The following is a 13,458-nucleotide window of genomic DNA, read 5'->3' as shown; positions in this document are numbered from 1 at the left end:
TTTTGGGGAGTAAAAACCTGACGCGTTTATCTAAATTGAAATTCGCGCCAAGTCTTTCAGGTCAGTTATGGGGAGTTAGTAAAGCCGCAAGTGAGCGAGGTGGCGAGAGTAAGGGGGTAAAAGGGAGTAAAAGGGAGTAAAGAGTCGAAACCAATCACTTGAGTGGGAATGGGCGCGAGAGAACTCAACTCACACTTTAAAAACTACAGATTAATATATTAAAGCCACACAACAATCAAACTAAAAAACAATCACACCAGTCAAAAAATATACGGCCCGCTGCGGGAAAGGATATTTTTTACTCACACTTTGACATTAAAAGATATTGCAGAAGCACTACGAAATACTTAATGGAAATAGGGAGGATCATAAGTACACATCTATCGAGGGAGCAGGAATTTATGTGGGTCACAGCAAGTTTTAAACCCCACCATTCGGCAACAGCGACTATAACGTCAACTTCGGGGTATCGATTGCGATGTTACGCTCACCGAAAACCGTATCACCATGCCTCCTAATTTTTCCGCGATAGCCCGCAAGTAATTCACTCGCGCGCTGCAGGTTCCGCTACCAAGAACCCTAACTTAGCCTATGCTTATACGAGATTGACTCGTTTAGTACCACTTAGGCCTTACGGTTCTATCTCAGCATTTTTTAATAACCCACTTGGATAACAACTACCACAAACTGCCGCCCCCCAGAAGGTTAACGATCAAAATGGAAACCAAGGGTACCAAAAGTCAATTGGCACGACTAATTGCTTTGCTAGTGTGCACAGCAATCCTAATTGTGATCTATGACCACTTACCTCAGCGCAAAATGACGGTGGTGCCCAATGCCTATAGCACCCTCTACAGCGATAATACAGGTGAGACTTCGGCAAGCTGGAACGATGAGGCTAAGCTGTCGTTTCGCTGTAAGTTCCAAATGCCTTCTAGAACTCAAACTTTCTGTGGAATGAATCTCCAGCTCGGCGATGGGGACGTAAATGGTGTCGATTTATCGCATTATAGAAAAATTCATCTCGAAATGACTTATAACGGTTCTGGCGAGGCCGTCCGTTTATATTTTCGAAACTTCAGCCTTAAATACTCGGCTGTTACAGATAGTCGTAATTCGTCTAAGTATAATGGTACGTTGATTATGACTCGAGACTTAAACAGCAACCCCTTAACGCTAACCTTAGGGGAATTCTCGGTTGCCGAATGGTGGCTGCGCGAGTCGGCTTTACCAAGAGCGCTATCTTTTCCTGAGTTCACTAATATCGTAAACCTAGGAATTGATTTCCCTTACCCAACTCCAGAGGGCAATCACGATATACAGTTAAAAAGCCTAGTGCTAAGCGGGCCTTACATATCGAAAGAAAACTGGTACCTGTTGATTATTTCGATATGGTCATTTGGGTTAGTTGTTTATATATCTAAAACAATTTATTCACTTCGCAAAACGGTTGCCAACAAACAAATAACTCTCGACTCGATTCGAGTACACTCGGAACTCTTAGCGGAACAAAATCTAAAATATAAAGAACTCTCAATTCTCGACGAATTGACAGGCTGCATGAATAGAAGAGGAGGCAATAACGTTCTCGAAACAACAATCCGATCTATGTCTACCGAATCGACCGGTTTAATTCTCCTCGATATAGATTATTTTAAGCGACTCAATGATACCCACGGGCACAATGTTGGCGATGAATTTTTAACCGCAGTTGGCTTGTTACTACTGACAAGTGTACGGCGTACAGACACAGTATGCCGCTGGGGAGGCGAGGAGTTTTTAATTGTATGCCCAAATTCTTCCATTTTAAATACGATGCATAAAGCCGAAAGGTTACGCTTAAAAATTATGGAGATACGAATACAATCTAATTTAGATATTACGATAAGCGCCAGCATTGGAGTGTCGTCCCTCTCACCAGAAAAAACGCTTGAAGAATCGATAGAAACTGTAGATAAAGCCCTATACCTCGCCAAAAATTCAGGTCGAAACTGCTGCAAGATGCTTCCTGAAAATCAGGATTAATATCGAAAATATACACACCATAAACACTAGGGCTACATCTAAACCCTGAAGCTATCAATGTCTTTGCTATTGCTCAGGACCTGCCGCCTAAATTCACTCGGCGACACCGAAATGCGACGTTTCCAAAACCGATGGAATGCTGACCTACTATTGAAGCCAGATTCGAGCAGAATATCCAGTATCGTGCAATCTTTCTTGCTCTCATCCGCTAAACGCGCGATTGCTTCGTCAACTCTAAACATATTCACATAATCAAAAAAGTTCGTATTGAACTCTTTATTAATCACAGCTGATACATCGCGATAGTTTGCATCTATTTTTTTTGAAAAGCTTTCTATATTCAAGCGGCCATCCAAATAGACCTTCCCCTCTTCCATTGCCTCAATAATTTTTTTGCGCGTTTCATTACTAACTTCACTATCTTTGATCGGTCGATCGCTTTCAAATTTTGTTATCAACAGTTTATCTGAGTAGGAAAAACTAACTATAAATAGTGAAACAACCAGAATAAGTGTTATGTAATTATCGGCTATACCGTAACTATCTAGCCATTCTGCTGGTATATAGGCTCCAGCCAAGTGTACACACGCAGACCAAAACCAATTGAGCGAAAACCCTAAAGTCAAAAAATACAGCCATGCGATAACCATAGTGTCTAGGCTAGAGTATTGGCGTTTAAGGTAGTATTGATATCGATGCACGGAATAGACCGCATAAATAGCGTAGATTGGTGGGAGCAGTTTGATCATATTCCAAACAAACTGGTTTGGCTTATCTACCGCCAAATTCTTTAAATCATCGCTACTGATATGAAACAACAAAACGACAAACACGCCGATAACTACAGGTACTAAATGAATTACTGCAGCAGATGTTATCCGAATAGATTTGCTCGTTAACGATAGGACGTAATAATAGAGAAATGGGCCTTTGAGAGAAAAGCTAACAACCAATAGATATGGGAGTAAATAGAGTTTTATCCAGCCACTAACATTGATGTTGTCACCCCAAAACAGCATTACCGATAGCGATGAAATAGCAATAACAACAAAAAACAGGCTCAACAATAATGTGGCGAGCCTGTTTTTTGTCGGTATAAATAATTGAAACAGAGCCAAAAAAAGGCTCTGTACAACGGTCACAACAATAAATACATCGTGCAAATTAAATATAGGCGACTTCATTAGTGTTCCTTCCAACCGATTTCGGTAGCCTTTTGCACGATAGTATCTTACAACTCGCTCTTGTCACACCTTAGTTACGGATGTTCCAAAAGCGGAGCGTGTCGACACCTAAACACCCTATAGACAACCGCCTAGTAATGTCCAAGAGGAATCACTTCCAGGGGTCGAATTTGTATACCAATTAGCGGAATACAGCATGCCACTGTACTGCATTTTATCGCCCGAGTTATTGTGTGTAGTTGGACCGCCAGACCAATCTTTGGCTGTCCAGTTTGGATATACATTAACACCATCACAACTAAGGTTCCCACCGGGTACAGCCGTCGGCGTTATTGTGGGTGTTGGCGTAGGTGCAGCTGTTGGCACCGGCGTTGGTACTGGGGTGCTTGTTGGGGCTACCGTTGGTACTGGTGTTGGAACCGGCGTTGGATTTCCACCATTAACAATGCCGCCATTTCCACCTTGAGAAACACAAGTGTTGGCACCGATACAACTTGTTTGGTTTTCCCAGCCCCAACCGCTTGTCTGGTTGTTACATAAAGGATATAGGCTGCCGTACCAATTACACTGATCACCTCCAGAAGCACCTGACGAAGACGAGCTGCTACTACTACTACTACTGCTACTACTACTGCTACTACTACTGCTACTACTGCTACTGCTGCTACTGCTGCTACTGCTGCTACTGCTGCTACTGCTACTACTGCTACCAGTGTCACTAGGTACAACGCCATTAAAGCCTGTTTGATTTTCGGTGGTTAACGCTAAGATCAGCGTGCCATCCCTAACCACGACATTTTCAGGGGTGAAATCGACTAAGTTTTCATCAAAGGTGTGCGATGCCGTAATCCACCGACTGCTATTGAAGCTATTAAAATCATCACGCCACTCGAATGAAAACGTCTGATTAGACGGATCATAACTTGAGTACTCAAACCAATTGACAAACTGGTACGCCGGTACGGCATTAGTGTCAAATGCGCCAACCCATTCCGGAATATTTGCAGCCCATAAGTTGAAGCGCATATCCTGTGGGTTTTCCAATGCATTCACGAAATTACCGCCATCTATACGGCGAACCTGAACACCGTCAAAAAACCATGCTACATATCTATCGGTCCACTCTAGGCTATAAGTGTGATAAGCATCGGCAAGTGACCCACCGGTATTATGATGCCCTTCGGTCGTCTCTCTTGGATCGCCAACAATAATGTTACTTTGCCAAGCGCTTGCATTGTCTTTTCCTAAGATCTCAATATCGATCTCTTCCCACAAGATACCGGTTTGCTCCGAACCTTCTTTATAAGTGAAAAATGTGGATAAAATTCCGCTGCCTCTGGCCATTTGCATCCGCATTGTATATTTGCCATAAAGTACGGATGTTGAAGTTCGTACTTCTGCACCTTTAAATGGTTTAGCTATCGCGCTGTTAAATGCTAACGCACCCAACACACTGATCATTGCTACTGTAGTAAATGAAAATCTAGACATAAGTAATGTTCCTGACGTTATTATTATCAACGGTATACATCAAAGGGCGTTACGCCCAGTCAGCAGCATAGATAAAACAAACAAATAACGTGTTCCACTTTTGTCTTATTACGTAAAGTGCAACATCCCACCTTGTAAAATGAGTAGACACAAGGGTAAAACCCGAGCTAAGCCCTGCCGGCAGACTCAAGTTAAGTTCATCGAAATGAGAAGTAGCGTATTTTCATACGCCTTATAGTTCAGCTATAGATTTAAAAGGAATATCAGTTGCGGGGGATGGGAAAATATCAACGCCTACGGCTATTTCTTTGAATCATCGTCGAAGTCATCATCAAGATCATCGATAAGATTCGAAATAGCTTCGTCTAGCTCATCTTCAGCCAAATCTAAGCCCTGCGCTTTTAGCATGGCTTCGACCATTTCGTCGTCTTCGGTTTCGGGCGCATCAGCGTCACTCTCCTCGTCGTCAGGGGCCGGATCTGGTTCCATTAAATCGAGGTCGTCGAGTTCATCAACAGCGAGATCGGTACTTGCTTTTAGATCACTTTCTGGCTCACTTTCTACCAGTTGGCTAAGGTCGTCGTCTAGATCTTCGGAAAGATCAATATCGTCCAAATCTGGCTCGGGTTCGGGCTCCTGAATATCAATCTCAATATCTTCCATCGCCGGCTCAATATCTTCCATCGCTGGTTCGAGGTCTTCCATTGGCGGCTCTTCTTCCGGTACTTCTGTCTCTTCTTGATTCAGCTCTGTAGCTGCGGCCGCGCCCTCTTCCGGTTCAGCAATGCTTTCGTCGGAAAATTGGTCAAGAATGTCGTCTGACTTATCGGCAATAAATTTGCGATAGAGGAAGAACCCGAGTGCAAAAATGAGCAGGTTAGCGACGCCAAGCGCCGCGTAGAGTATCCAGGGTGGCACACCTTGACTGCTGGAAGAGTCTTCTTGCAGCTCTGCTGGAACTTCGGGTGTGGCGGTAGCCGCTGGCGTAGCTGCAGCGGTCGGTTCTGGAGTGGCTTCGGGTTCCTCAAAAAAAGCCTCCTCCTCTTCGACAAAACCACCATCCAAGGAGTAGTTAAAACGTATATCGCTCAGAGAATATTCGAACGGCGTTCCGTCAAGGTTGAACCCCTTGGCCTTTACCTTGACGAGATATTCCCCTTCTACATCGGGCAAAAGTGTCGCCTTCCAGGTATCAACATCGGTTGCAGAAAGAGGTCTAATACGCGATCGACCTTTCGGCGTGGTGATAGTCGCCACAACTTGAGTGCGCGGCACATCTATATTCGGCGTAAAAGAATTGGCAACCAGCACATACTGCTGTTTGCCGTCTTCAATAACCTGCTTAACTTCTGCACCAAATGGCTGGCGCACGTTAAATTGATGGCTAAATTGGCGAACGAAGGTCTTGCCATCCACTACTAGGTTTAGTTGATAGATACCGTCTTTATCAAAAGCCGGTAAAGGGGTGCTGTAGCGCCCAGTGGCCGGCGGCGTATCGTCGCTTAAGGCTACCTGCCAAAACTGTTTCAAATCGAACTCATCGTTACCGGCTTCCATTTGCGCGTCAATCGTCATAATGCGCAAGAATTCAGGGCGGGTAATAACAGCGCCATCTTCCTGTAAAAACAGTGCCAGCTCTTCTTCTTGCCCGATATACACATTGAGCGGTAACGGCTTTACGCGCAGGTTTAAGTTGCTCACCACGGTTACGCGACTACTAGGATCCATTGCCGCTTTTACACCCCACTCGCCTTCTAAGGGTTGTTTTACGGTTATCAGATCGTAATCGGGTGCGCGATGCCAGCGAGCTTCACTGTTGTCTAACGCTGCTGAATAAACGGTTTGATCTGGGCCGATCAGTTCTGTTTGCTGGCTTGGGTCTTTGCGAAAAATTAGAGCGGTAAATTCTTCTACGCTTGAATCGATAACGAAGCGGTTATCCGCTAGAGGGACTTTCTCGGCGGGGGCGGCGGCGTCGAAAGCTTTTAGAAAAATCCGCATCAGATCGTCGGCACTGAGGGCGACCTCTGCCATACCGCCGGTGCCAAGGCTGAGTTTGCTCATCAGGTTGGTATCGGCATTATCCGACAAGGCAATGGTATGTATGGTGACGCCGCTGGCTTTTAAGCGCGGCAATACTTCATCGACAATACGTCGCCATTCTTTTTTGTTCGCCTCTGGGGATTTTTCAATATCGACCATGCCATCGGTCAATAGAATTATGCTGGTTTTATACTCGCTGTTGGGGGTATCTAAATCGTGACTGGCCTTTTCTAGGGCTTCGCCAATATTGGTAAATAAGCCAACCGAGTTGATCTCTTGCGCCTGCTGAAGAGCATTGGCACGCCAAGCTTCGCTAACCGGTTTGTGTGGCACCAACATGTTCACCCACTTGCCAAAGGTCCACACGCCGGCTTGACTGCCTTCCGGTAACAACTGCACTAAAAGCTCGACAGCTGGCTGACGCAAGTTATTGGGGTCGTTGGCTTTCATGCTGCCAGACACGTCAATTACGAGGCGAACATCCGCCGGTAGAGGCATCTGGGCAAAAGCCATGGACGGCAGCAGCGGCAGTAGCAACGCCAGCAGCACAAGCGCGTATAAGCGCCCGTATCTCGTCGTGTTACGAGCAGTGAGGCGGTTACCCGTTAAGGAAGAAGCACCGAGGCGTTGTATCATAGATGGTTCCGGTAGATGCCAATAAAAAAGGCAATAACACTGTCATTGCCTCATTATTTATAGCAGTAAAGCCGGATATATGCCGAGTTTTGGTGCGGTGTTAGCTTTTCATTTAGGCGCTATGCGGCGCTATTTTTCATTTTGTTACGCTGTAAATACCACCGGATACCCTGATAAAGACCCGAGCAAAGCAAACTAACCAGTACCGCAAAAATCAGTGGTGTGCCAGCTCGCCAGAAAGCTTGCCCGCCATCGACTAAGGTTTCGACGATGCTGATCAACAATGCGGGCGAAAGGTAAGGCTGTTCGGCGTTGGTGTACCAAGGCGTAAGTATCGCGACGGGCACGATGACTCGCAGCAATTGACGCACTTCTGTAGCACGAATCTTTGCGGTCAAAAACCACCAGCAGCCTATAAGCAGTATTGCACCAAGCAGGTAATACCCCCATCCGTATAGGTACTCAGTTTCTGTCATCATCGCTCATTGATCTCCCGTAAATAATCACTCATCTCGAACCCGCTTTATAGAATTGGCCTTAGTAATGTGGCGGCGGCTCGTTGCCAGCACTGGCTCCCGTTTTCCCCTGCTCCATTTCGTAGGCAACTTCATCCAGTTTTTTATACAGCTCTCGCAATTGCTGCTGCAACGACACTACCTCACCAGACAGCTTTGCAATCTGGTCGTTGAGCGCACCAATGGTATCGTCCTGAAACGCCATTCGTGCTTGCAGGTCTTCTATCGCTTCCAAATTTTCCGACATAGGTTTCTCTAACAATATTTTCTAAGATTAATCGGGATTAGCGTACTAAAAATAACGAAACAGAAGGATTCGAAAGCGCTTTAGCCATCCACCCAATAAACAACATGATCTTCATAATCTTGTTCGGCAACATGCTGTTCTGCAACCACCCTACCGCGCACGGACATGCCCGCGCTGTGAACGCTGGAGCCACTGCCGCTGACCAATGGGTGCCAGTCGGCCAAGGGCTTGCCTTCTGCTATTAAACGATAGGCGCAGGTTAGCGGTAACCAATCAAAGGTTTCGGGTTCACTGAGCTTGAGAACTAAACATTCCGGCACTTGACTGACACGGTTTGGGTAATCACCACAGCGACAGCTTTCCGCATCCAGCAACCTACAACTAATATTGGTAAAAAACAGCTCGCCGGTGTCTTCATCTTCGAGTTTGTGCAAACAACACTTTGCACAGCCATCACAGAGTGACTCCCACTCTGCAGGGCTCATTTGCGCCAAGGTTTTACGCTGCCAAAAAGGCTTTTTCATAACCACAAGATTCGCTGCTAAGTTAAATCGCGCTACATTTTATCGCGCTACATTAAATCGTTCGGTATTTGCTGCATATAGGCTTCATTGATCTGCGGGGGCATCTGCAAATAAAAATCTTCGGCTTCAATTTGTGCAATTACCTTTTCGACACTAACCCGCGCCAACTTTCGCTCTGGCGTCAACATCAGGCTCATAGCCTGCTCGGCTTTACCAAATTGTTTTCGCAACGGCTCTGGCAACAAATCCAAATCAAACCCCTTGCGAACATAGAGGTACATGCCTTCTTTATTTTTTGAGCGGTAGATGTCGACTAGTAGCTTCATAATATTTATCGTTGTCTTACTAATTTAAAATTTACCTAACAGCGAAACTCAACTATCCGCTTCAGGCGATGCTGAATCCGTCGTTTGATTTAATATTGCTTGAGCCAGCAGCTCGGCCAACAAATCATAACGCCAGCCAATCAAGTTAGCTTTTAGTACGCCGTCCACTGCGCTAGTGCTTGGGTTATCGATTTTAACCAGCGCTCGCGTTAAAGCTTCGTAGTCGCGTTTTTTTAACAGCAGCTCGGGAGCAATATTTTCGGCTTCAGCAAAGGCCACCACGACGCCACGTAGTTTTTTGCTCCAATTGTTTTCGGCACTTGATAGCGGTCGCGGCAGAGGATCGGGCAAGTCCCACTCTTCTATACTCAAGCCCTCTTCCACTAGCTCGATGATCTTCTCGCCATCCGAGCGAATCATGCGCTCGCTAATACCATCAAACTTACGCAGTTCGCCAACGTGCTCCGGCGCCATTTGAGCAATATCTAACAACGAGTGCTCTTTGATAACGCGATTACGCGGCACGTCTCGCTGCTGAGCAATTTGCTCGCGCCACTTGGCCAGTTTCATTAGGGCCGCAAGGTTACGAGGTTTGAGTCGCCACGCCTGTTTAACCCGCAAATGACTCTGCTCAATATTTTGGTTTTCGGCATAGGCAAGTAATGTCTGCTCACAGTCATCTACAACCCAAGACACGCGCCCCAAATTTTTTAATTTTAAAATCAGATGAGAAACTAGCTGATAGAGATATTCCACATCGATAGACGCATAGATGACTTGAGCCTCGCTAAGCGGGCGCTGCAACCAGTCTGAACGCGTTTCGCCTTTCGGTAGCTGCTTATCTAATACCGCGGCAACTAAATTCGCAAAACCAACCGAAAAACCGTAACCGGCGGCGGCAGCGGCTATTTGCGTATCGAATAAATTTTTGGGGATTACACCGAGTAGATACTGGAACACTTCCAGGTCTTCTGAACAGGAGTGTAAGACCTTAACGATATTCGGGTTTAACAAAATTTCTGCAAACGCCGAGCAATCTTCAATCGCTAGCGGGTCGATCAAGTAATTGGCTTGGCCGTCGTTAACCTGAAGCAACCCGGCAATCGGGTAGTAGGTTTGACTGCGCATAAATTCGGTATCCACCGCTAACAATTTACACGCCTGCCACTGCTTGCAATAGGTTTGTAACTGGGTGGCATTATCAACCCAGTGTATGGGTTGGTTTACTAACTCTGCCGACATGAAAGATCCCTATAGTTCGCGACGGCTACTCATGGCATGAGCCAAAGTACCGCCATCGATATATTCCAGTTCGCCACCGATGGGAACACCATGGGCGATTCTAGAAACGCGTATGCCGTGCTTTTTTGCGCGCTCGGCAATGTAATGAGAGGTAGCCTCACCTTCCACTGTTGGATTAGTAGCGAGAATTACTTCGGTTAATTCAGCTGTGGCAAAACGTTGTTCAAGAACGTCGATACCAATTTCTTTAGGACCAACGCCGTCGATAGGCGACAGCTTCCCCAAGAGCACAAAATACACGCCGCGATAGGTAGCCGATTGCTCCAGCGCCACCACGTCTGCGGGCGATTCAACAACACACAAAAGCGTGCGGTCGCGGCGCGAGCTGGTACAAATTGCACAGCGATTTTCTTCGGTAAGCGTGCGGCACTCGCAGCAGCGCTGAACCTTTGCGGCCGCAAGTAACAATGATTGAGCCAAGCGTTCTGCGCCATCGCGGTCCCGCTCTAATAACTGAAAAGCCATACGCTGCGCAGATTTAGGCCCAACCCCCGGCAACGCTCGCAAAGACTGGATAAGCTGATCAATTAAGGGAGAAAACATAAACGGGTAGCGACCTTAAGTAGACAATTAAAACGGCATTTTGAAACCGGGTGGCATCTGCATGCCGCCGGTTAGATCGCCTAATTTTGATTTATTGGTGTCTTCAACTTTGCGCACGGCATCGTTTACTGCTGCCGCCACTAAATCTTCTAGCATTTCTTTGCCTTCCGTTAAAACCGAATCGTCAATCGAGACTTTTTTTACATCGTGGCGCCCGGTCATAACGACAGTAACGAGCCCTGCGCCGGACTGGCCTTCAACCTCAAGGTTGGCAATATCCTCTTGCATCTTCTGCATTTTGGCTTGCATTTCCTGAGCCTGTTTCATCAAATCGCCCAAGCCTGTCATAGTTAACTCCGTAATTGTGTTTTCTATTGGTCGGTAAAACTAAGTGTTTGTTCATCTAAACTTGCGCCGAATTCGCGCTCTAAGGTTTGCACAATTGGATCGCTAGCGAGCGAATGTAACGCCGCGTGATGACGCTCCAACTTTTCTCTATCGGCACACTGCGCCGGCGTTTCAAAACCCTCGGGAATCGCTTGCAAGTGCACGTCAACCACAACTGGCTGAGCAAAATAGTCGGTCAATATCCCCGTTAAACGTTGGATATGAGAGGTATCAAACAAACTACCCTTGGTTTCATCTAAGCCAAAATGTAAGCGGTTTTCTTCTCGGCCTAATAACACACAGTTCACCGCCGTACTTTGCAAAATACCTTTAATATTCAACTGCCGAAACACACTCACCCACTGGTCTGGACCGAACGCGTCTAAGGCAATTTTGGCTGCCGTTGGCCGGGGTTTTAATGGGGGTTTATTGGCAACCGAGGGATTGCTATTCGACTCAACATTTAACGATGCTGACGGTATGGAGGCTTTAGTTTTCGGCGGCTCAGTAATACCTTCTTTACCGACTAAATCCTTAACGCGCTGTTTTAATTCGCGAGCCACCTCATTCGCCGGTTCGACGCCGCGGCCATTTATTTGATGGTTTACGGTGTTACTTTCCGGTTCGGCAAGGCCTGCTGAAGCTCGCGCGCTTTCACCACTACCGGCGGCGGGCGCAATAGTTGGGTTCACGTCATTTGCGTGCACATCGGCAGCGTCGGTTACCGCACTGATCGACTCAGTACTGATAGAACTCGGCTCGATAGCGGCTTCAGCTAGGGACTTTTTTACTGGGGTGGACGCCTCCGTATTGCTGTTATCTTCCCCGTAATAGTTGTCCGCGGTATGGTCTTGCGCGGTTTTGTCTGCCACGGCAGCTTGATCAAATTCTGCCTGGTGTGCGGGTGGTGCTAATGCCGATGGCTCGGGGCTATCTGGCGCTGCGGCTGCGCGCTCCCCGCTCGCTGCTGTGGAATCGACCCCAGATGAAGACGACGTTTGGTTAGCGGGCTGTAACGGGCGTGTGGGCACATCGACTAATCCCTGCGGCTTGAACGCAAGCATTCGCAACAAGGTCATTTCGAAACCACTGCGAGGCTCGGAGGCGAGATACAAATCTCGACGTCCAATCAGCGCGGTTTGATAAAACAATTGCACATCTTCCGGCGTTAACTGGCGCGCGAATTCCAATATTATTTTCCGATCGCCATAGCTGTTATCTAAAGCTTCCGGCAGCGCTTGAGCAATTGCGATGCGATGCAGCAGCGTGAGCATATCGCCCAGTGCTGCATGAAAATCGGGCGCGTGTTCGGCAAACTTCGCGATCGCATTGAGCATGGCCTTGCCATCACTCTCGATCAACGCGTCGATAAGCCGCTGCACTAATTTATGGTCAATAGTGCCAAGCATATTGGCAACATCTTGCTCTACCACCTTGCCGTTGCCGTAAGCAATCGATTGATCGGTAAGGCTGAGTGCGTCGCGCATACTGCCATCAGCGGCTCGGGCCAGCAGCCAAAGTGCGCTTTCCTCAAAGGGGACAGCTTCTTTTTCAAGAATAAAGTCGAGATGGCCGGCAATACGCTCGGGGCTCATATTCTTGAGATTAAACTGCAGGCAGCGGGACAAAATTGTAACTGGCAGTTTTTGTGGGTCAGTGGTGGCAAGCAAAAATTTGACGTGCTCCGGTGGCTCCTCCAAGGTTTTTAACAGTGCGTTAAAACTGTGATTGGAGAGCATGTGGACTTCATCGATCAGGTAAATCTTGTAGCGACCGCGAGTCGGTGCGTATTGCACATTGTCGAGCAGCTCGCGGGTATCTTCAACTTTAGTTCGCGAGGCTGCATCCACTTCGATAAGGTCGACAAACCGGCCTTCACTAATCTCTCGGCAAGCGCCGCACTCGCCGCAAGGAGCAGAACTTACTCCCACCTCACAGTTGAGGCATTTGGCTAGAATACGCGCAATCGTCGTCTTACCAACACCACGTGTGCCGGTAAAGAGATAGGCGTGGTGCAGGCGGTTGTGATCTAGCGCGTTAATCAGCGCCTTCAACACATGCTCTTGACCAACCATCTCGCGAAAGTTAGCGGGTCGCCACTTGCGGGCAAGTACCTGATAGCTCATGAAATATGAGTCTCTGTTTGATTTGAATAAGGGAAGGCATTATACCTGCCGATGGAGCTGGGGTCAGGTTTAATAAATTTCTGCAGGCAGCAGAAAACTCAAAACGCAA

At 47.1% G+C, this 13,458-nt stretch carries 12 protein-coding genes; 1 reads left to right on the top strand and 11 read right to left on the bottom strand.

From position 1 onward, the window contains the following. The first annotated feature begins 717 nt into the window (after positions 1-717). Positions 718-2,025 (top strand): GGDEF domain-containing protein, encoded by a 1,308-nt coding sequence (locus tag IDZ20_RS06940; RefSeq protein WP_188150700.1) that lies wholly within the window; start codon positions 718-720, stop codon positions 2,023-2,025. 38 nt (positions 2,026-2,063) lie between these two features. Here the strand turns inward: IDZ20_RS06940 and IDZ20_RS06935 are convergent, their stop codons facing one another. The 11 genes from IDZ20_RS06935 to dnaX form a co-directional block, all read right to left on the bottom strand. Then, a complete protein-coding gene (locus IDZ20_RS06935; protein ID WP_188150699.1) occupies positions 2,064-3,209 on the bottom strand; it encodes an AraC family transcriptional regulator in 1,146 nt (381 codons plus the stop codon). A 117-nt stretch (positions 3,210-3,326) separates the two neighbouring features. Next, positions 3,327-4,700, bottom strand: coding sequence for a cellulose-binding domain-containing protein (locus IDZ20_RS06930; RefSeq protein ID WP_188150698.1), 1,374 nt, complete (start codon positions 4,698-4,700; stop codon positions 3,327-3,329). A 300-nt stretch (positions 4,701-5,000) separates the two neighbouring features. Continuing rightward, positions 5,001-7,379 (bottom strand): VWA domain-containing protein, encoded by a 2,379-nt coding sequence (locus IDZ20_RS06925; protein WP_245792174.1) that lies wholly within the window; start codon positions 7,377-7,379, stop codon positions 5,001-5,003. A gap of 119 nt (positions 7,380-7,498) precedes the next feature. Next, entirely contained in the window at positions 7,499-7,858 is a 360-nt protein-coding gene (locus tag IDZ20_RS06920; RefSeq protein ID WP_188150697.1) for a hypothetical protein, read from the bottom strand. A 58-nt stretch (positions 7,859-7,916) separates the two neighbouring features. Beyond that, positions 7,917-8,141: a SlyX family protein gene (locus IDZ20_RS06915; RefSeq protein ID WP_188150696.1), complete on the bottom strand. Its 225-nt coding sequence runs from the start codon at positions 8,139-8,141 to the stop codon at positions 7,917-7,919. 80 nt (positions 8,142-8,221) lie between these two features. Continuing rightward, positions 8,222-8,665, bottom strand: a complete 444-nt coding sequence (locus IDZ20_RS06910) for a YcgN family cysteine cluster protein (RefSeq protein WP_188150695.1) — start codon at positions 8,663-8,665, stop codon at positions 8,222-8,224. Between the two features lie 47 nt (positions 8,666-8,712). Next, on the bottom strand, positions 8,713-8,991 hold the full coding sequence (locus IDZ20_RS06905; RefSeq protein WP_342745122.1) for a YcgL domain-containing protein: 279 nt from the start codon (positions 8,989-8,991) through the stop codon (positions 8,713-8,715). Between the two features lie 48 nt (positions 8,992-9,039). Further along, positions 9,040-10,233, bottom strand: coding sequence for a ribonuclease D (gene rnd, locus IDZ20_RS06900; protein WP_188150694.1), 1,194 nt, complete (start codon positions 10,231-10,233; stop codon positions 9,040-9,042). A 9-nt stretch (positions 10,234-10,242) separates the two neighbouring features. Continuing rightward, positions 10,243-10,836, bottom strand: a complete 594-nt coding sequence (gene recR, locus IDZ20_RS06895) for a recombination mediator RecR (protein WP_188150693.1) — start codon at positions 10,834-10,836, stop codon at positions 10,243-10,245. 27 nt (positions 10,837-10,863) lie between these two features. Next, positions 10,864-11,184, bottom strand: coding sequence for a YbaB/EbfC family nucleoid-associated protein (locus IDZ20_RS06890; protein WP_188150692.1), 321 nt, complete (start codon positions 11,182-11,184; stop codon positions 10,864-10,866). Between the two features lie 23 nt (positions 11,185-11,207). Then, positions 11,208-13,349 carry a DNA polymerase III subunit gamma/tau gene (gene dnaX / locus IDZ20_RS06885; RefSeq protein WP_188150691.1) on the bottom strand — a complete coding sequence of 714 codons (2,142 nt, stop codon included), beginning with the start codon at positions 13,347-13,349 and terminating at the stop codon, positions 11,208-11,210. Between the last annotated feature and the right edge of the window lie 109 nt (positions 13,350-13,458).

Source organism: Teredinibacter waterburyi, assembly GCF_001922985.1.
Classification (GTDB): Bacteria; Pseudomonadota; Gammaproteobacteria; order Pseudomonadales; family Cellvibrionaceae; genus Teredinibacter; species Teredinibacter waterburyi.
The sequence above is the reverse complement of the archived record's forward strand: the minus strand, read 5'-3'. Positions and strand labels throughout refer to the sequence as shown.